The organism is Rhizobium sp. LEGMi-198b, from assembly GCF_054114205.1.
This window is the reverse complement of the sequence record NZ_JBSYVH010000001.1, coordinates 105588-125108: the sequence shown is the minus strand read 5'-3', so window position 1 is coordinate 125108 and position 19521 is coordinate 105588. Positions and strand designations below refer to the sequence as shown.

Sequence of the window (19521 nt, the reverse complement as noted above, 5' to 3'; positions counted from 1 at the left end):
CGTCCGGCTTCGGTCCTTGTGGGGCCCGTGTTGCCGGCAATGTTCGAGTAGCCGTGGCCCGGTATTTGTTGTTGCGTTCCTCCTCGTGACATGCGCGTTTCGCCACCCTGCAGCGCGTTTTGCACGACTTGAAATGAATGATGTGAAGCTCCACTTCTAACCCAAGTGAGAGAGCCGGCTAATTCCCCCATGCCGGCAGAAGAGCCCGGGAACGGGACGACGGAAAGGAAATGACATGACTAAGAAAACGTCTGCGGCAAATGAGAGCATTGCCTATCCGGTATTGCCATTGCGCGACATCGTGGTTTTCCCCCACATGATCGTGCCGCTGTTCGTCGGACGGGAGAAGTCCATCCGCGCGCTGGAAGAGGTCATGGGGTCCGACAAGCAGATCATGCTCGTCACCCAGATCAATGCCAGCGACGATGATCCCGCCCCGGACGCAATCCACAGGGTCGGCACGGTAGCCAATGTGCTGCAGCTCCTGAAGCTCCCAGACGGCACCGTCAAGGTGCTGGTCGAGGGCCGGGCACGCGCAGAGATCGACACTTATACGGGTCGCGAGGATTTTTACGAGGCCCTCGGCCATGTCCTGAATGAGCCGAATGAAGATCCGGTCGAACTGGAAGCGCTAAGCCGCTCGGTCGTTTCGGAATTCGAAAGCTACGTGAAGCTCAACAAGAAGATTTCGCCGGAAGTGGTTGGCGCCGCCAGCCAGATCGACGACTACTCGAAGCTCGCCGACACCGTCGCTTCGCATCTGTCGATCAAGATCACCGAGAAGCAGGAAATGCTGGAAACCACCAGCGTCAAGGGCCGCCTCGAAAAGGCGCTCGGTTTCATGGAAGGCGAGATTTCGGTTCTGCAGGTCGAAAAGCGTATCCGCTCGCGCGTCAAGCGCCAGATGGAGAAGACCCAGCGCGAATACTACCTGAATGAGCAGATGAAGGCGATCCAGAAGGAACTCGGCGACGGCGAAGAGGGCCGCGACGAGATGGCCGAACTGGAAGAGCGCATCTCCAAGACAAAGCTCTCCAAGGAAGCCAAGGAAAAGGCCGATGCGGAGCTGAAGAAGCTGCGTCAGATGAGCCCGATGTCGGCGGAAGCCACCGTCGTGCGCAACTATCTCGACTGGCTGCTGGGCATCCCTTGGCACAAGAAGTCGAAGATCAAGACCGATCTGAACAATGCCGAGAAGATCCTCGAAGCGGATCATTTCGGTCTCGACAAGGTCAAGGAGCGCATCGTCGAATATCTGGCCGTCCAGGCGCGCGCGACGAAGATCAAGGGCCCGATCCTTTGCCTCGTCGGCCCTCCGGGCGTCGGCAAGACCTCGCTCGCGCAGTCGATCGCCAAGGCGACCGGCCGTGAGTATGTCCGCATGGCGCTTGGCGGCGTTCGTGACGAAGCCGAAATCCGCGGTCACCGCCGCACCTATATCGGCTCGATGCCCGGCAAGGTCATCCAGTCGATGAAGAAGGCCAAGAAGTCCAACCCGCTCTTCCTGCTCGACGAAATCGACAAGATGGGCATGGATTTCCGCGGCGATCCGTCTTCAGCCTTGCTGGAAGTACTGGACCCGGCGCAGAACTCGACCTTTATGGATCACTACCTGGAAGTCGAATACGATCTGTCTGACGTGATGTTCATCACGACGGCGAACACGCTGAACATCCCTGCGCCGCTGATGGACCGCATGGAAATCATTCGTATCGCCGGCTACACCGAAGACGAGAAGCGCGAAATCGCCAAGCGGCACCTGTTGCCGAAGGCCATCAAGGAACATGCGCTGCAGCCGAATGAATTTTCGGTCAGCGACGACGCCCTGATGGCGATCAGCCAGCAGTACACCCGCGAAGCAGGTGTGCGTAACTTTGAGCGCGAATTGATGAAGCTCGCCCGCAAGGCGGTCACCGAGATCATCAAGGGCAAGGCCAAGTCCGTCGCGGTTACCGCTGCGAATATCGACGAATATCTCGGCGTTCCGCGCTTCCGCCATGGCGAAGCGGAACGCGACGATCAGGTCGGCGTTGTCACCGGTCTCGCCTGGACGGAAGTCGGCGGCGAGTTGCTGACGATCGAAGGCGTGATGATGCCGGGCAAGGGCCGCATGACGGTCACCGGCAACCTGAAGGAAGTCATGAAGGAATCGATTTCCGCGGCGGCCTCGTATGTCCGCTCGCGCGCCGTCGATTTCGGCGTCCAGCCGCCGCTCTTCGACAAGAGCGACATCCACGTGCACGTGCCGGAAGGTGCGACGCCGAAGGATGGTCCCTCGGCTGGTGTCGCCATGGCGACCGCAATCGTCTCGATCATGACCGGCATCCCCGTTTCCAAGGATGTCGCCATGACCGGTGAAATCACGCTGCGCGGCCGCGTGCTGCCGATCGGCGGCCTGAAGGAAAAGCTGCTTGCAGCGCTTCGCGGCGGCATCAAGAAGGTGCTGATTCCGGAGGAAAACGCCAAGGATTTGGCGGAGATTCCGGACAACGTGAAGAACAACATGGAGATCGTTCCGGTATCGCGCATGGGCGAGGTGATCAAGCATGCGCTGATCCGCAGACCGGAGCCGATCGAGTGGGATGGCACCGTTGAAACGCCCGTGATCGCAACGGTTGAAGGCGTCGACGATGTGGGTGCTGCCATCGCGCACTAGGCGTGGTTGAGCCTCATTTGCGCCGAATTGACATGAAACCAGAAAAGACCGGCAAAATGCCGGTCTTTTTTGTGAAAAGCTTTTGACAGCGCTTGCTTTTCCTTGATTTGCAGGGCTTTTGGGGGTTGCGGCGGGCTAGAGCACTCGTATTCTGCGCCCCGCTTACAAGATGAGTCGTTTCATACCAGTAGAAAGGGGTGGAAACATGAATAAGAATGAGCTCGTGTCCGCAGTGGCCGAGAAGGCCGGTATTACGAAGGCTGACGCTGCTTCCGCTGTTGACGCTGTTTTCGATACCGTCCAGTCTGAACTGAAGAAGGGCGGCGACATTCGTCTCGCAGGTTTCGGCAGCTTCACCGTTTCCCACCGTGCAGCTACGAAGGGCCGTAACCCGTCCACCGGCGCTGAAGTTGATATCGCGGCTCGTAACGTGCCGAAGTTCACGCCCGGTAAGGGCCTGAAGGACGCCGTCAACGGCTGATCCGTTTTCACCCGCCTATTGGGGCTTTTGCTCCATGGTGGAGGATATAGGGGGTTCGAAGCATTTCGGACCCCCTTTTTTGTAGCGATGCACCAATGACTACTTTTGGTCAGGTGTGCCAACTCTACTCGTCGCCGCGGGGGCGATCATGACCGGAGACCAGCCCGGTCGAAACCACGGTCTCAAAATACTCGACCTTCAGATCGAAGGAGCGCAAAAGCTTCTGGGTACTTGCCTTCACCACCGCATCGTCAAAATCACCTTTGCCAAAGTGACCGGCAGAGGCCATATCGGCCCAAAAGCTCATAACCACCAGCTCATTGTTCTCGCCACGAACCCTGCGGGCGAGGGTCGCCCCAAGATGGCCGGGAAGCTGCGCCATTTCAACAAAGGTGGTTGTCTCAAGATGCTTCGCATAAGCCGCCAGCACCTCATCGGAGCCAGCAACGGCTCGCCAAGAACGAACGATCATATTAATTCCCTATCCTGCCTGGAGGGTGCTTGTAGCCCCCATTTCCTGATGTCCGATCGTGATTTATGCACCGCTTTCATTGCCCGGCAATCTCAATTGCTGGCGTAGTGGAGGCTCGGAATTGCAGAGGGCGATCAAAGAAGCGTCCGGACAAAAAATCTGTGGCCGGATCTGCACCCGGCCACGCATTTTTCCAGAAACTCCTATCGTTACCAGCGGTGATGAACGTGCGGGGCGATCAGACGTTCGTAGATCTCGCGCGTTGCCGCCATGACATCGGCCGAAAGCGGCGCAAGATTGGCGGCTGCCGCATTGGCTCTGGCCTGCTCGGCATTGCGCGCACCGGGGATGACGACGGTGACTGCTTCGCTCATCAGGATCCAGCGCAGTGCGAACGCTGCCATGCTGGCGCCCGCCGGAACCAGCTTGCGCACTTCTTCGACCGCCTGCAGGCCGACCTCAAAAGGAACGCCGGCAAAGGTCTCACCGACATCGAAGGCCTCGCCGTGGCGGTTGAAGTTGCGATGATCGTCGCTGGCGAACTGGGTATCGCGGGTGATCTTGCCGGAAAGCAGGCCGGAGGCCAACGGCACACGGGCAATGACCGCAACATTCTTGCGCCTGGCTTCCTTGAAGAACAGGTGGTCGGGACGCTGGCGGAAGATGTTGTAGATGATCTGGATGCTGAGCACGCCCGGATATTCGATCGCCTTCAGCGCCTCCTCGACTTTCTCGACGCTGACGCCGTAGCCCTTGATCTTTCCGGCCTTCTGCAGTTCGTCAAGGCCGGCAAAGACTTCGGGGCGGTAGAGCACCTCTGTCGGCGGGCAATGCAACTGCACGAGGTCCAGGCTGTCGACGCCGAGGTTTTTCAGGCTGCGGTCGATGAAGCCTTCGAGATTGGCCTTGTTATAGCCGTCGGCGACGTGCGGGTTGAGTCGACGGCCGGCTTTGGTCGCGACCATCGGGTGCGTGCCGCCGCGCGCCTTCAACACGTCTGCGATGATCTTTTCTGAGCGGCCGTCGCCATAGACGTCGGCCGTGTCGATGAAGGTCATGCCGGCGTCGAGCGCAGCATTCAAGGCGGCGCGGCCGTCCGCCTCGCTGACATCACCCCAGGCGCCGCCGATTTGCCAGGCGCCGAAGCCGACATTTGTAACGATAAAGGGCGTGCGGCCAAAAGCATCGTGTTTCATGGAATTGTCTCCGTTCGTGATGAAATGCCAAGGCACTACCAGCCGCTCAGAGTGCGGACAAGCCTGGGGCGACATTGCAAGATCGCAATCGCGTGACATAGGAGCATGACAGGACCCGGCAATAGATGAAAGCGTTGGATGACCTCTCCCGCATGGTGTTCATCGGCCCCGTATTTCCGTAAAAAGAAGGTGCCAGATATCTGACGATGACCGGAGCTTATGCCCTCTTTCAGTTTCATCCACGCCGCCGATCTGCATCTCGGCAGTCCTTTTCAGGGGCTGGCGTTGAAAGATGCTGCTATCGCCGCCGTCTTCGTGGAAGCGAGCCGCAAGGCCTTTTCGACGCTGGTGGGGCTGGCGATCGAGAAAGCGGTCGATTTCTTCCTTATCGCTGGCGATGTCTATGACGGCGATTGGAAGGACAACAAGATCGGCCTGTTCTTCAATCGGGAAATGGCGCGGCTGGAGCGGGCCGGCATCCGGGTCTATCTGCTACGCGGCAATCACGACGCGGCGAGCGTCATCACCAAGACCATTACCCTGCCAGCCAATGTCCATGAATTCCCGACCAACAAGCCCGGCTCCGTCAGGCTGGATGGGTTGCAGGTAGCGCTGCACGGGCAGGGCTTTGCCGAGCGCTCTGCCAACGATAATCTGGCGCTTGCCTATCCGGCGCCCGTGTCCGGCTGGTTCAATATCGGCATTCTCCATACCTCGCTCACCGGCCGCGAGCCGCACGCGCCTTACGCGCCGTGTTCGGTCGATGATCTGCGTTCGCGCGGTTACGATTATTGGGCGCTTGGCCACGTGCACGACTATGAGGTGGTGGCAAACGACCCGCTGGTGGTTTTTCCGGGCAACCTGCAGGGCCGCAGCATTCGCGAGCGCGGGGCAAAGGGCGCCGTGCTGGTCACGGTCGAGGAAGGCTGCGTCAGCCACGAACGCTTGATCGTCGACGAGGCGCGGTTTGCGCAGGCCGATATTGCCGTCGATCCCGAGGACGATCAGGCCGCAATCCTGCGCCGCGTCGAGCAGGCGGTGCAGCCACTTGCCGATGACATGGCGGGACGCATGACGGCGCTGCGCGTTCGGCTATCGGGCATCACGCCGTTGCAGGGCGCCATTGCCGCCAATCGCCAGCAATGGCGCGACGAGGTCGAGGCCGCCTGCCATCGCGTGCATGAGGATATCTGGCTGGAGAAGCTGGAGCTGCGCCTGGAGCCACCTGTCGCAAGCGCTGTCGAGGCTAACGGCACGCTCGATCTCGGCCAATTGCTGGCCGAACATGCCGGTGATGCGGATATCGTCGCGGAAGCGGAAAGGCTCGTTGGCGAAATCGCGATGCGCTTGCCCTCCGGCCTCGGCGCAGCGGAGTTGCCGCTTGACGACACCATCGAGATGCTGATCGAGGAGGCGCGGCAATTGCTGCTGGCGCGAGGGCAGGGGGCAGGCTGACCCATGCGCTTCGATCGGCTCGACATTCTCCGCTACGGTGCACTGACCGACCGCACGCTCGATTTTCGTGCAGGTGCGAAACTTCATGTCATTTATGGGCCGAACGAGGCGGGGAAATCCTCGGCGCTCAGTGCCATTTCGGATCTGCTTTTCGGCTTTCCCGTTGCCGCCGAACAAAGCTTCCTGCATGAGCCGACGAGCCTTCGTGTCGGCGCTGCAATCAGCGCGCGGTATGGTGCGTCGTTGGCTTTCCGCCGCCGCCGCGGGCGCAAGAACACTCTGCTCGCTCCCGACGACAAGGAGGGGCCGCTTGCGGAAGATGCCTTGGCGCCGTTCCTCGGCCATTTGAGTCGCGATGTCTTCGAGCGCGCTTTCGGGCTCGATTCTCTCCGATTGCGGCAAGGCGCGACGGCCATGCTGCGCAGCGGCGGCGAGATCGGCAGCCTGTTGTTTTCCGCCGCCTCGGGCCTAACGGGCCTGTCGCGGCTGCGGCAGTCTCTCGATGGTGAAGCGGACGGCATCTATGCCCAGCGGCGGTCGAAGGATCGCAGTTTCTACCGCGCTCTGGACCGCCATGACGAGGCCCGCAGGGCCGAACGCGACAATGAGCTCAAATCCGGTGACTGGAAGAAGTTGCTGGCGGAAGCCGTCGAATTGGAAGGCGAATTGGAGCGCCTGCAGGACCGGCGTCGCCAGACGCGTCAGGCGCTAGACCGACTACAAAGATTGAAGACGCTGCAGCCGCTGCTGGCCGAAATCGATGGCGAGATCGCAGCTCTCGACCGCCTCGCTGATCTCTCGGTTTTACCGGACAATTTTGCGGATCGGCTGGAGCAGAGCCTGAGCGACAAGCGCGCCGCCGAGGACGAGTTGCGCCGTGCCCAGCAATTGGCCGCACGCACCGGCGAAGAGCTGTCGCTGATTGAGATAGACGAAACGCTGCTGCGGATATCGAACGACATCACGCAGCTTTTTGCCGATAGCGGCAATTATCGCAGCCAGCGCCATGACCTGCCGCGTGTCGACCAGGAGTTGGCGACCTATGATGCGGAGCTCGCACAGCTTGCCCGCCGCCTCGGCCTTTCAGATGTTGCGCAATTGGAAAAACGGCAACCGAGCGATGCCGACCGCGCGCGCCTCTCGGAACTGGTGGAAGAGGGCAGGCGGTTGCTGCTCCGAGCCCAGGCAATCGCAGAGCAGTTGGACGGCGAACGCGGGCAGCTCGTGGCGCTGGAGAGGGATGGTCTTGCCGGCCGTTTGATCGATCCCCGGCCTCATCTCGATCAACTGGAGTCACTGACCGGTGATCTAACCGCTCTTGCCCGTCTCGACGCGTTGGAGACGCATATCCGCCGTGCCGAGGCAGACCTTGGCGAGGCCGCTGACCGCCTGCGTCCTCCTGTTGCCGATGTCGAGGCGCTATTTTCCGCGCCGCTGCCGGACAGTGCCGAGATCGCCACGCATCGCGAGGCTATCGATGCTGCCCGCGGCAGCCTGCGCGAGGCGTCCGACAAGGTGCGCCTCCATGATGAGCAGTTGGCTGAGATCGAGCAGGCGCTGGAGGATGCTGAGCGCACGGGTCCGATCGTCACACGTGAACAGATCGCCGGCGCACGCAATGCTCGCGATGGCCTATGGCAATCGATCCGCGACGGGCTGGCGGATGGTGGACCGGCTCCCGATGGAAAAGCCATCGCGAGGTTCACGACGAGCCTTGCGGAAGCGGATCGGCTGGCCGATGCGGCGCTGAGTGATGCAGATCGCGTCTCGCGCCATGCGGATAATCTATTGCGCCGCGCGCGGCTGCAGCAGGAGCGTGAGGCGGCCGCAAAGCGACTGCAACAGTGCGAAGAGAAATCCGCAAAAGCGCTCGCCACCTTTGCCGCGCTCTTCGAGCCCTGCGGTATCGCTGCGCTCGATCCGGCGGCCATGCTGGAATGGCGGCGTGCGGTTGAAGGGTTGTTCCGCGAGCGTCGGGCTCTGCGCGATCTGGTGGACGAGCGGGATGAAGCTGCGCGTGCCGAAGCGCGTGTGTCTCCGGCGCTAAAAGATATCGCCGACGCCATCGGCTATAAGAGCGGCCGGCTGCCGCCAGGCGCCATGGCGGAAGGGTTGCGAAAACATCTTCGCCTGCTTTCGGAGCGTTGGAATGAAAGTCGCACGCGCGAAGGCGAAATCGCCTCGGCACGCGACCGGCTGACGCGTCTTGGTGAACAGGGCCAAGATATCGAGCGGCGGCAGGCCGGTTGGCGCGACGCGTTTGGTAAAGCTGTCCTCCCGTTCGGTCTTCCCGCAGATGCGACGCTGGAGATGGCTGCCGCTGCCTTGAAGGCATGGATGGAACTGCCGGATGTCTTGGCGGAGCATGACAATCGTCAACGCCGTGTCAGCGGCATGCGCCGCGACATGGCCGATTTCGAGCGTCGGCTTGCAACACTTGCCGCAACCGCCGGCTATGAACTCGACCACCTGCCGCCGGACGCCGCGGCCGAGGCGCTGCACGCTCGTGCCAATGCGGCGCGCGGTGAGCAGAAGAAGCGCGACCAGCTCGATGAGGAGCGTCAGCGCGCCGAGGCACAGGCCCTCCGCTGCAGTGACGCGCTTGCAACGGTGGTGGCTGATCTTGCTCGTCTGACTGCCGATCTGCCCGAGGATGCCGATCTGCCGGCATTGCTGTCGCGCCTGCGCGAACGTACCCGGCTGAACACGAGGCTGCTGGAGAGCCGCGACCGTTTCCGCCAGCAGGCCGATGGCGGCAGCGAGGATGAGACCCGCGCTCAGCTCGCCGGCTTCGAGCGCATCGCCGCGGAGCTGGAAATCGAGCGGCTGACCGCCGAAGATCTCCGGCAATTCACCGCCCATGGCGAGCTGGTGGCGCGCCACGCGGAAAACCAGCGCCAGCAGCGTGCGCTGGAAACCGGTGTCAGCGCTGAACACGCCGTCTTCGAGAAGCTCTCCGCCGAACAGGAGGCCAAGGACCTTGCGCGGCAATGGGTGGTGCTGAAACTCGCGGCACGGATGCTGGCAAGCTCGATGGAGGCCTATCGAGAGCGGCAGGCCGATCCGGTCATCAAGCGGGCAGGGGATTTGTTCTCCTTGCTGACCGGCCACCGCTTCGCGCGACTGGTCGAGGAACATGACGAGAGGGATGCTCTGCAACTGCTGGCGGAGCGCTCAGGCGGCGAGCGCGTGCCGCTGGATGGCTTGAGCGAGGGGACCGGCGATCAGCTTTATCTGGCGCTGCGGCTCGCCTTCCTCGAAGATTATTCCTCCCGCAACGAGCCCGCGCCGTTGATCGTCGACGACATCTTCCAGACCTTCGACGATGACCGCGCCAGCGCCGGCCTGAAGGCGCTCGCCGGCACGGCGGAGCGTTTCCAGACTATTCTCTTCACCCATGAAATGAGCCTGGTCGAGATTGCCAAACGGGAGATCGGCAAGGACTTGGATCTGATCCAACTGTAAAGCGCCGACATCGGCGTTGTCGCTTGGATGACGTCATCGAATGGCATAGGCTTGCGGCAGAAAACGAGGCGCGGCGGGTGCCGCGCTGGTGGAAGCAGGAGAAATTCCGTGGAGATCAAGCCCAATGGATCGCGTCCGTCCTTCAATGCGCCGGCCGAGTATTTTACCGGCAGCGTACGCCAGGAACCATTGATGCAGGCGCAGGCACCGGCCCGTGTCCAGGTGGTCAATGTCAGCTTCGACCCGGGCGCCCGCACCGCATGGCATACACATCCCTTCGGCCAGACACTCGTGGTGACCTCCGGCAAGGGACTTGCGCAAAGCTGGGGCGGCGAAATCCGCGAGATCAATGCCGGCGATGTCCTCTGGTTTGCCCCGGGCGAAAAGCACTGGCACGGCGCCGGGCCGGCCACCGCGCTGACGCATATCGCCATTCAGGAAATGCAGGACGGCAAGGCCGCCGACTGGATGGAATATGTAACCGAAGAGCAATATCGCGGATAAAAGCGGCTCGCGGCGGTTTGGATGGGATAGCAGCCGAGACCTTACATCGATGGAATGCGCAGCTTCGTTGGCATCAAGATCTTCGGGTCCGATTTATCGCGGCTGTAGGCTGGATTGATCGCGCGGTCTTCAAACGTCTGCGTCTCATGCAGCCGGCGCAGATTGTCTTTCTCCCGTTCAAATCGTTTCTTCCGTTCTCCCGATTTGTCCGATCCCCGTGAAACCGATTCATGGTGGTAAAGGCAGGCGAATGGCGTCCATATGATGCGAAACCCGGCCTTGTGGGCGCGCAGGCAATAGTCGACGTCGTTGTAGGCGACGGCGAAATTTTCTTCGTCGAACGTGCCGATTGCTTCGGCACAGTCGCCGGAAATCAGCATCACCGCCCCGGTCACGCAGCTCATCGAATTGCGGACATGCAGCCTGTTCATCGGGCCACCGAAATCCCGGGGCTTGTTCATGTACCAATGACCCGCCAGTCCGCCGAAGCCGACGAGGACGCCGGCATGCTGGATCTTGTCGTTCGGATAGAGAAGCTTGGCGCCGACAATGCCGGTCCCCTCGAAGGCGAGACAGGCCACCATCTCCTTCAGCCAGCCCGGCTCGATAATCTCGACGTCATTGTTGAGGATCAGATAGTGCTCGCCTTTTGCAGCGCGCAAACCGCGATTGATCGAACGCGAGAAATTGAAGGGTTCGGGCGTGATCGTCGCTGAAAACTCAGGCTGCGTTTCGCGGTAGTGCTCGTAAAGGTCCAGCACGGCCTTGTCGGAAGAACCGTTGTCGATGATCAGCACTTCGAAATTGGCATAGTCCGTTTGCTCGAAGATATCCTTCAGCACCCGGGAAATCAGGTCGAAACTATCCTTGCTGGGAATAATGATGGAGATCTTCGGCCATGAAGTCTCCGAACGTTCGAACACCACGCGATGCAGGGTATTCGTCAAGGCCTCCTCGACACGAATGGGCTGCTTTTGACGCTCAAATCGTTCCACGATCGCCTTCCTGGCGTTGGCGGTCGCGGCATCCATGAATTTCCGCGAATAGGTGTGGCCGTTGCGCCGCCACCAATAGGCGGGGTAGGGCAGGTGAAGGATTGTATTGTCGGGCAGCCCTTCCAGATAACGCAGTAGGAGATCATAGTCCTGCGAACCGTCGTATCCGGTGCGGAGATAGCCGATCTCGTGAAGCCGGCTGCGGCGGTAGATGGAGAAATGATTGATGTAATTGACGCCCGTCAGAAGAACGGGGTCATAGGCCGGCTTCAACATCAGGCCCTTGGGCTTCAGCCTATCGTCGACAACCAGTTCGTCGGTATAGAGGAAGTTTGCATTGGGGTTCTGCTCCAACGTATGCCGCACGACTTTGAAGGCGTGAGGAGCGATCACGTCGTCATGGTCCAGCAAAGCGACCCACAGGCCGCGCGCCTGCAAAAGCCCGGCATTGGTCGCGATCGCTATGCCGCCGTTCTTCTCGTTCAGAACGAAACGGACGTTGTTCCTCGATTTTTGCGTCTCATACCATCGCCGCGTTTCCGGCGAAGTCGAGCCGTCGTCACTCAGAATGAGTTCCGTACCCGCTTCGCTTTGTGCTTCGAAGGAGCTTATGAGATCGTCGAGATATCGTGAGGGAGCGTTGTAGACCGGAACAACAACGCTGAGCCACATCCCCGCCGTCGAGGAAACGGGTGATACGGCAAGATTGGTGGCAAGCCGATAGCTCGCCTCCGCATATTGTATCGTCGCACTCGGCGAACGTTTTCCGAAGGGCAGCTTCGGCATTTTTGTCCAATATTGCGCAAGTTTGCCGAGATCGAACCGCTCCGCCTGCGCGTGTGCGCCGAGCAGAGTTGAAATATGCTTCTCGGCCGATTTCACCGAAGAAAATGCCGCAACGTCGAAGCTGAACGTAGTCGGGAAACTTGCGGGGTCGGCGCGCAGCGAGCAGATGGTTCCGACGGCTCCCACATCCGCCGTAATAATGAAGCGTCTCCCCGCCGACAGCGTGACCGCATCCTTTTCCCGAAAGCCGCGACCGCGATTGACGTAGAACTTCGGGTCGATGGCTTCATCGGTGCTGGCTATATGAATAACGACAAGCCTTTTCCGGACCGGTGCGAATCGAATTTCGAAGGCAGGATCGTCGCCAAGGGATTTCCAAAGATTGGAATTCGCACCGGCAGAAATCGCGCGTTCAAGATCGTCGTTGGGTAAAATCTTAAGTGTCATTGATGTCTTGATATCCAAATCCCAACAGCGGATAGCGCCTCAATGGCCGGCCATCAAGCCGTATCCCCCGAGCCCATCGAAACGTATGCCTGGAAATGCCAGCGTCGCGCTCTGTCGCATTTTTTCCAGGGACTGTAGTGTGGCATTGCGCGCGATCTCTCGCCGATGCCCATCCTCCACAAGCTGGTCGATTGCCGTCACCCACTCCTCGGCTGTGTTCCCGATATGAATCTCTCCGGCGACGGCGCAACGCGCGAATGTCGCGCATCGGGAAAATATGGCGGCGGCCCCCATGCGGCTTATATCGATCCGCTTGGTGTCTGCGCGGCTGTCGTTGGTCCTTCCCGCCAGGAGCGGCGCCAAGGCAATGTCGGCACCATGATTGGTGGTCCTCGCGAGATAGGACGACCACGGTAACTGCGGGCTTACCGTCATCCGACCCGGTTCAATGCCCTGACGACGCCATCGGCGCGCAAGGTCGCCATCGGCAAAGACTTCGAAATGCAAATTCTTATGCTTGTTCATGGCAGTCCTGACGATCTGCATCAGGAACTCGTGCTCATGACGGTGAATGCCGGTCGCATGATAGACCATCTTTAGCAACGCAGCCGTTTCACCGATCATGGCGGGTGATTTCTGAGAGGGCTGCGCCGGCATGGGTGCGAGAATGTCGACCTTATGGTCCGAGTTTGTGAGCGTCCCAGCTAGGTGCTCAGTGGATGCCCAAAGGTGGGTCAGCAATCGGTTGAGGCGCGGGAGCGGCCGGATGGCGAAATTGAGCAGCCTGAATTTATAGGGCCAACTGGCTTCGTCGCCCGCGATAACGGCGGGGATATCGTCGTCAACGAAATAGGCTACCCCCGCCAGGCGTCCATGCCTCTGCTCCAGCCAGCGCAATTGCGGCGCCTTGATATAGCGGCAGATAATGACGAAAAGCCCTTCGCAATCGACGTCGCCCAATCCGTCGTCGAGCCCCTTCAGGATGACGGGAATATCGGCAAGGGCCTTGCTTCGCTCATCCAGATAATAGCTGACGCTGGGATTGGGGTATCGCGACAGGATCAGCAACCGCTTTACCGGCGGGCGGATGCGGGACGCGGCCGAAGGCTGCGGCCTCGGTATCAATCCGTAGATGGTGTCGCGCAGACTTTGCATGGGTGGTTGAAGCGTGATCACCCCAAACGATTTCGCACTGTGGTCAGCACGCCGACGACAATGCCCCAAATGGCCAGGGTCGCCGCCAAAATGCCGCCGATCCAAAGCCCTCGTTTCGGATATTCCGCTTCGTCCGGCAGATCGGGGGCAAGAAACGTGTCGAGATAGAGAAGCTGTTGCTTGCTGACAAACTGCACTTGCTCCAGCGTTTTCATGGCTGTGGCGAATTGCTGTTCGGCCAGGCTTTGTTCTAACTCCCGCTGAGACATCTCGACCGACACGTCGGCAAGGTTCTGCTCGGATTTATTCTGCCCCGCCACCTGGCTGTTCAGATCTTGCAGTTGCTTTTCCTTGCTGTCGATTTCGCGCTTCAGAACCTTCATTTGCGGCGCATTGGGCGATACCGTCCGGACCAAAGCATCGTATTTCTGCTGAAGATTGACCTTGTCCGTCTGAACGCTGGTTATCAGGCCCGTGAGGATTGCCGATGATCCCTCGACACTGAGGACGCCCGTTTGGTTGCGGGCGAGCTGAAGCTTCTGCCGCGTTGTCTGCAGTTGATTCTTCGCATTGTCCAAATTGGTTTGAGCGGTGGTGATGACATCACGCCAGATGCGGTTGTTGACATCGTTGACCACGGCTTCGGAAGCCGCAACAACCTCTTGCAACAGCTTCTGCGCATCGGTCGCCGAAAAGGCACGGACCTTGACCGTCACGATACCGCTGTTGGGGTCGGTTTTGACGGACACCATATCCTTCCAATAGTCGAGCATCTTTTCCGATGACGCATCCTGCTTCAGCCTCGCCAACGGATCGATTTCCGCGTTTCCGTAGAGCGTTTGGAAGTCGACCTTGGCCTGGAGAGCAGTCACCATGTCCTTGCTGGCGATGAAATTGGTAACGATTTGGGTATCCTGAACGATTTGTGCCGATGGCAGGCCGGTTACCTTGGCCAGTTCGTCCTTCCCAAGTGCCGGCGTCGATGACCGGACGGTAAAGCGCGTTTCGGACTGAAATTGATCCGAGGCCATACGCGTAAAGTAATAGAGCGAAGCGGCGTTCGGGATGACAAGAAGCAATAGCGTAGAAGCCAGTATCGCCCTGCTAAGAATTTGCTCCAGCGGGCGAGGGCGCAGTCCGACTGCTTTGTAAAACTGGCTTCGCTTCGATGTCGAAAAGCGCAACTTTCGCGCAGTCACCGACAGTTTCGCGGCAACATCGCGGCTGTGCTGGATCGCGCTGAGCTGAACAGTTTCAGACGTCTTTCCGGTATCGTGAGCCATATGGGACCTTGTTGACAATCCGTCGCATCTTATCTGTTCAATCTGTAGTACGCTTCGATGGCCTGCTCGACCTGATCGAAAACCATAAGTCTGCCATCGACGAGCACCATTCCCTTGTCGCAATGCTGTTTGATCATGCTCATGCTGTGCGAGATCATGATCACGTCGGAATATTTCCGCCGGCTCTCAAATGCGATGCGACAGCGTTCCTGGAACCGGGCGTCGCCCACGGCCAGAACTTCATCGACAAGATAGCAGTCGAATTCGATCGCCATGGAGAGCCCGAAGGCCAATCGTGCGCCCATGCCCGAAGAATAGGTGCGCACCGGCGCGTTGATGTAGTCGCCAAGTTCGGCGAACTCTTCGACAAACCGGGAAACTCGCCGGACATCCTCTCCATAGGCGCGGGCGACGAAGTGAAGATTGGCACGGCCGGTCATATAAGGATTGAAGCCGCTGGCAAGGCCCAGCGGCCAGGACACCCGAACGTCCTTGGTGATCTTGCCTGAATTTGGCAGCATGGTGCCGGCGATCATCCGCATCGTCGTGGACTTTCCAGCGCCGTTCACGCCGAGCAGACCATAGGAATAGCCAGGCATGAATTCGCAGCTCATACGATCCAGAATGACTTTCTTGCTATTCTGCGTCTTGAAGTGTTTCGACACGTTCTTGAAGCGGATCATCGCGTATTTCTCATATCCGATGATCCTCCACCGACGCCCAAATCAATGAAAGGGTGGTCCAGAGAACCGCCAAACCAAGCAATATGATCAGCGGTGTGGTTACACGGTGCGGAAATATGGCTTCGTCCGGAAGCGCCGGCTTTACGAAGACGGCCAAATAGAGCGTCTTGCGCAGTGCTTCCGCAAGCACTGCGTCGTAGTTCCTCTGGGAGGCCTCGTAGAGCTTCTCTGCAATCATCCGATCTGTGTCGAGCTTGGAGTATTCCAGCAGCGCTTGGGCAAGGCTCGCGTTTTCCGGCCCAGTGAGCTCCGCCTTCTTCTTGTCGATCTGAGCGTCAAGGCTTTGCAGGGCAAGGCTGAGCTGCTGATAGGTCGGCGACCCCTCGGCATGCGACTGCTTCATCACGAACAGGCGTGTTTCGAATTCGAGCTTCTGCGCAAGCAATCCCGTTAGCAAGGTACTGCTGTCTTTAGCCTGGGTCTGTGGGCTGAGAAGCCCGGATTGATGTTGGAACTGATTGAGCGCGGCCAGGGTATCGCTATAGGCTTTCCCGCTCTTTTCGACATCCGCCCGCATGCTTTGCACGATATCGTTGCGTGCGCGCTGCGAGAGCTCGTTGATCAGCGATTCGCTCTCCTGAATGATGGCGTCGGAGAGCTTTACGGAATCATCCGGCGTGAATGCACGCACCTTCAAGGTGATGATGCCGGAAGAGACGTCGATGTAGGCGCTGACATGGTTTTGCCAATAGGTCAGAAACTCCTCATCGGATTCCGAAGAGCGGAATCGAGATATAAAATCCGCATCCTGCCGCGCGAACATGGATCGATAGTCGAGTTTCTCACCGATCCGTCTGAGGATCTCGGTGGAGTGAATGAAGCTCGTGACGACATAGGCATCCTGTGAGGCGGAGCGCATGTTGAGAAGGCCTGACGCCCCGCCGCCACTCTCGGATCCGCCGCTGCCGTCGCCCTTGTCATCCGAACTGGTGCCGGAGAGCGCGCGGACGGCGAAACGGGCTTCGGCAACGTACTGATCCGAAGCAATGAAGACGTAATAGATCAAGCTCGCCAGAAACGGCAGGATAACGATCAACAGGAAGCTGATGAGTCGGAGCGGCGGCTTGCCGCCGGCTTGGGGCACGGGGTCGTGCGTGCCAGGTACCGGCAAATACTCGATGTCTTCCAGATCATTGGGCCGGAGCCGTTCCGGCACCCTGCGTCGAAACAATGACGGCAGGATATGACGTGCCGGTTTTACCCGCGGATATGGCTGATCGATTGTCTCTTCAATGGCTATTTTGGGCATGTCGGCTTGCATTCGTGTTCCGCAATTCCGGCGCGGTGGGTTTCATCGCCTCACGCACATAATGATCAAAAATCAAATCTTCCTCGAGTATCAGTTCGGCAATATGCAATGAGCGCAATCGCGTCGCAACGTCCTCCAGGGCGGTATGGCGCGAGAGCAGTGGAAGATCGCCTACGGAGATGCCAAGCAGCTCACCGATCGCGTCCTGAAAGTGAAGGCTGTCGGCATCGTGCCCGACAATGGTGAAACGCGACAGCAGGTCGATCGCCGCGGCGACATCGCCGCGCGTGACGAGTTGCTCCGGGGTTTTCGCGACCAGTTGGCGGGTAACGGGGGACAGCAGAACGTTTCTGACGTTCTGCGATGCTTTCTTGAGCGCGGATTTAAGGGACGCCTCGCTTTCAAGATTGACGTCGGCGAAGTGTTCGGCCGCAGGCGCCAGGATAATCCTGTCTCGGTCGCCGAAGAAGGAGATCTGGGTCTTTGCCATTCGTTTCAAAAGGAATATGCGCAGGGCCAATTCGTAATATGGGTCCGTAAGCAGAACGATGGCCTTGAATCCCTTGTCGAGAAACTCCTCATAATTCCGCAGCAGCAGCCGCCCACTGATGTAGATCGACTGAATGGCATTGAGATGAAAGGCTTGCAGCGCGGTTTCATGGCCGAAGCGCTCCACGGACGACAGCTCATATTGGAAATGGCGGCCGCAGTGATAGTCGAACTTGGCCATGGGCAGGAGTTGGGTCTCCAGCCGCAGGATCTTCAACGGGACCAGTCGCGACACCTGCGGCCGCCGATAGATCAGCAACCCGGACTTGGCATCGTGGATCATGAGCGTATTTCGCTCGGCAATATCCGGAATGATCGATGCATCTAGCTTGAAGCCGACCCGCCCATTCTCATGTCGACCCGAATCCACCACCGCTTGCTTGATCTGATCGCAGGGCAAGACCATCAGCTCGCCATCCGCATCCGATACCCTGATATGCGGCAGATCGGAAAATCCGTCCGGAATGAGATAGCCTTCCAGAACTGCGCCCCGATCATATTCGAGATTAAACAGCACGGATGCCCTCCGGCGTCTCAAGCTTGCAGGCAGAGACGAGGCGTTGGCCTTCAAGAGCCGTCAGATTGTCATAGGTGCCTTCAAACACGTCAAAATTATCCAAAATACTCTCAGGCGCCGAGCGTCGGCATGCGTGCCCGTCACGGAGCTGCCTGCCCTTTGCGTGCCAGGAGAGAAAAGCACGGTCCGCCGGAATGGCCGAAATCCTGATCCTTGATTAGGATGTCGCTGAATCCAAGCTTTTCCAACAGCGTTAATATATCGTCTCTGTGCATCCAAAAATGCCGGTCCTTCATACCACCGCAGAAGGACGCGTTCGAGTTGGCATGCTGATAGCTGCGTTCGTAGTAGCGTACCGGAACGCCCTCGATCATCCTCGTTTCGACCTTTCCGCTGAAAGGATTGCGACGCACATCGCCCGCCGGCATAGCCTCTTCGAGAAAAAAATGCGTCCAGATGAAAACGGCATTCGCGCGGCGGGCCAACAGTCTCAAAAACTCTCCGGGATCGGCCATGTGATAGAGGACGCCGGAAGCGACGGCAAAATCATAAACCTCATCGTGGTCGGTAAGCCACGCCTGAATATCACCCAACAAAAACGAAGCGGTGTTGATATCGAGTATTTGCCTTGTTACCAGGCATCGCAGGAAACAGAGCCGATTTGCTTCGATGGCATCGATTCGTGCGGGACGCTCGCGGTGCAGCATATAAGTATGCATCCCCTCGAGCGGGCCGACTTCCAGAATCGTCTTTCCCTCAATTGAACCAAACGATCGCAGCGCCCAATCTATTCGGCCGTCCGCATAAAGATGATGTATTCCGGCTTTCAAATTGAGGGCGACGGGAAAGGCGCTGTTCCAGCCGGGAAGGGCGTCGATCGCATTCTGATGATCGGGTTTGCCCTGCTCATATTGGTCAAATATCGCCTCCAGAGAATTCCCCGCCACCTTTTTCCTGGATCGCTTTGCAAAACCGAGCATCGATTGCACCTTCATTTCCATCGGTATTTTCGTCCGGTTTTCGAGGCGCCTCTAAGCCGGCATAAGAGGCCGATTTTCTACCGCTCTGATCCACATCGCCGCGGCGCCTTGAGTGGTCGGCACAATCCACGTCACGGTCTTTTTTCGGGAATAAGCTTTACCCAACCTTGCTTCGATTTTCCTTATTATCTGCAAAGAATAAATCTGCCGCTCGGCTAATCTTGGGTTGTCTTATTTGGCAGCCAATATCGGGCACGGTTTAGAGCGCGAGGCTATCATAAGCAAGGGTACCCTCATAAAAACGAGGAGGTTCTCAGGTCCGTTTTTTCCGTTTCGGACGTGCGAGATTTCCAATCTTGCTTGATGTCATTACTTAAGTAATTCCTTTATCATTCAGTGAATATTAATTAAATTACTTGGAGAATTTTGATAGAAATTGCCTTATTTCCGTTTTCAGCCTATATCGCATAGGTAGTGCTGCCATGGCGTGAGTTCGGAAGTATGCTCATAAGAACGCACATAAATTTTTTTAACGGCATTTGTGCAAAATCGGCTTGTTGAGGGGCGCTCACTATGCTTTTCAGGACG

At 58.6% G+C, this 19521-nt stretch carries 14 protein-coding genes; 5 read left to right on the top strand and 9 right to left on the bottom strand.

Annotated elements, in window-relative coordinates; all coding sequences use genetic code 11:
- Positions 1-235 precede the first annotated feature (235 nt).
- Both lon and hupB read left to right on the top strand, forming a co-directional pair.
- Complete coding sequence (lon, locus tag ACXHXG_RS00570; protein WP_104822663.1) at positions 236-2656, top strand: endopeptidase La; 2421 nt, start codon at positions 236-238, stop codon at positions 2654-2656.
- 205 nt (positions 2657-2861) lie between these two features.
- Positions 2862-3137 carry a DNA-binding protein HupB gene (hupB, locus tag ACXHXG_RS00565; protein WP_104822664.1) on the top strand — a complete coding sequence of 92 codons (276 nt, stop codon included), beginning with the start codon at positions 2862-2864 and terminating at the stop codon, positions 3135-3137.
- Between the two features lie 124 nt (positions 3138-3261).
- On the opposite strand, the gene ACXHXG_RS00560 is transcribed toward hupB, so the two are convergent.
- Both ACXHXG_RS00560 and ACXHXG_RS00555 read right to left on the bottom strand, forming a co-directional pair.
- The gene (locus ACXHXG_RS00560) at positions 3262-3609 is read right to left on the bottom strand and encodes a hypothetical protein (RefSeq protein WP_457898208.1); all 348 of its coding nucleotides are present in this window, start codon (positions 3607-3609) and stop codon (positions 3262-3264) included.
- A gap of 209 nt (positions 3610-3818) precedes the next feature.
- On the bottom strand, positions 3819-4805 hold the full coding sequence (locus tag ACXHXG_RS00555) for an aldo/keto reductase (RefSeq protein WP_457898207.1): 987 nt from the start codon (positions 4803-4805) through the stop codon (positions 3819-3821).
- A 219-nt stretch (positions 4806-5024) separates the two neighbouring features.
- Between ACXHXG_RS00555 and ACXHXG_RS00550 the strand changes: the two genes are divergently transcribed.
- From ACXHXG_RS00550 to ACXHXG_RS00540, 3 genes are all read left to right on the top strand, one after another.
- Positions 5025-6260 carry a metallophosphoesterase family protein gene (locus ACXHXG_RS00550; RefSeq protein WP_457898206.1) on the top strand — a complete coding sequence of 412 codons (1236 nt, stop codon included), beginning with the start codon at positions 5025-5027 and terminating at the stop codon, positions 6258-6260.
- A 3-nt stretch (positions 6261-6263) separates the two neighbouring features.
- Positions 6264-9725, top strand: coding sequence for an ATP-binding protein (locus ACXHXG_RS00545; RefSeq protein WP_457898205.1), 3462 nt, complete (start codon positions 6264-6266; stop codon positions 9723-9725).
- A 108-nt stretch (positions 9726-9833) separates the two neighbouring features.
- A complete protein-coding gene (locus ACXHXG_RS00540; RefSeq protein ID WP_457898204.1) occupies positions 9834-10229 on the top strand; it encodes a (R)-mandelonitrile lyase in 396 nt (131 codons plus the stop codon).
- A gap of 41 nt (positions 10230-10270) precedes the next feature.
- On the opposite strand, the gene ACXHXG_RS00535 is transcribed toward ACXHXG_RS00540, so the two are convergent.
- The 7 genes from ACXHXG_RS00535 to ACXHXG_RS00505 all read right to left on the bottom strand — a co-directional run bounded on the left by ACXHXG_RS00535 (position 10271) and on the right by ACXHXG_RS00505 (position 18954).
- Positions 10271-12457, bottom strand: a complete 2187-nt coding sequence (locus ACXHXG_RS00535; protein ID WP_457898203.1) for a glycosyltransferase family 2 protein — start codon at positions 12455-12457, stop codon at positions 10271-10273.
- A gap of 39 nt (positions 12458-12496) precedes the next feature.
- A complete protein-coding gene (locus ACXHXG_RS00530) occupies positions 12497-13633 on the bottom strand; it encodes a hypothetical protein (protein WP_457898202.1) in 1137 nt (378 codons plus the stop codon).
- A complete protein-coding gene (locus tag ACXHXG_RS00525; RefSeq protein ID WP_457898201.1) occupies positions 13630-14895 on the bottom strand; it encodes a KpsE/RkpR family capsule polysaccharide export protein in 1266 nt (421 codons plus the stop codon). Before ACXHXG_RS00525 ends, ACXHXG_RS00530 begins: the two co-directional genes overlap by 4 nt.
- 29 nt (positions 14896-14924) lie before the next feature.
- A complete protein-coding gene (locus ACXHXG_RS00520; RefSeq protein WP_457898200.1) occupies positions 14925-15578 on the bottom strand; it encodes an ABC transporter ATP-binding protein in 654 nt (217 codons plus the stop codon).
- 10 nt (positions 15579-15588) lie between these two features.
- The gene (locus ACXHXG_RS00515) at positions 15589-16887 is read right to left on the bottom strand and encodes a KpsE/RkpR family capsule polysaccharide export protein (RefSeq protein WP_285168175.1); all 1299 of its coding nucleotides are present in this window, start codon (positions 16885-16887) and stop codon (positions 15589-15591) included.
- Positions 16868-17953, bottom strand: a complete 1086-nt coding sequence (locus ACXHXG_RS00510) for a hypothetical protein (protein ID WP_285168176.1) — start codon at positions 17951-17953, stop codon at positions 16868-16870. Before ACXHXG_RS00510 ends, ACXHXG_RS00515 begins: the two co-directional genes overlap by 20 nt.
- A 140-nt stretch (positions 17954-18093) precedes the next feature.
- On the bottom strand, positions 18094-18954 hold the full coding sequence (locus ACXHXG_RS00505) for a class I SAM-dependent methyltransferase (RefSeq protein ID WP_457898199.1): 861 nt from the start codon (positions 18952-18954) through the stop codon (positions 18094-18096).
- Between the last annotated feature and the right edge of the window lie 567 nt (positions 18955-19521).

Coding starts and splice junctions, on each gene's coding strand:
- lon (WP_104822663.1), top strand. CDS start 236: ATGACTAAGAAAACGTCTGCGGCAAATGAGAGCATTGCCTATCCGGTA.
- hupB (WP_104822664.1), top strand. CDS start 2,862: ATGAATAAGAATGAGCTCGTGTCCGCAGTGGCCGAGAAGGCCGGTATT.
- ACXHXG_RS00560 (WP_457898208.1), bottom strand. CDS start 3,609: ATGATCGTTCGTTCTTGGCGAGCCGTTGCTGGCTCCGATGAGGTGCTG.
- ACXHXG_RS00555 (WP_457898207.1), bottom strand. CDS start 4,805: ATGAAACACGATGCTTTTGGCCGCACGCCCTTTATCGTTACAAATGTC.
- ACXHXG_RS00550 (WP_457898206.1), top strand. CDS start 5,025: ATGCCCTCTTTCAGTTTCATCCACGCCGCCGATCTGCATCTCGGCAGT.
- ACXHXG_RS00545 (WP_457898205.1), top strand. CDS start 6,264: ATGCGCTTCGATCGGCTCGACATTCTCCGCTACGGTGCACTGACCGAC.
- ACXHXG_RS00535 (WP_457898203.1), bottom strand. CDS start 12,457: ATGACACTTAAGATTTTACCCAACGACGATCTTGAACGCGCGATTTCT.
- ACXHXG_RS00525 (WP_457898201.1), bottom strand. CDS start 14,895: ATGGCTCACGATACCGGAAAGACGTCTGAAACTGTTCAGCTCAGCGCG.
- ACXHXG_RS00520 (WP_457898200.1), bottom strand. CDS start 15,578: ATGATCCGCTTCAAGAACGTGTCGAAACACTTCAAGACGCAGAATAGC.
- ACXHXG_RS00515 (WP_285168175.1), bottom strand. CDS start 16,887: ATGCCCAAAATAGCCATTGAAGAGACAATCGATCAGCCATATCCGCGG.
- ACXHXG_RS00505 (WP_457898199.1), bottom strand. CDS start 18,954: ATGGAAATGAAGGTGCAATCGATGCTCGGTTTTGCAAAGCGATCCAGG.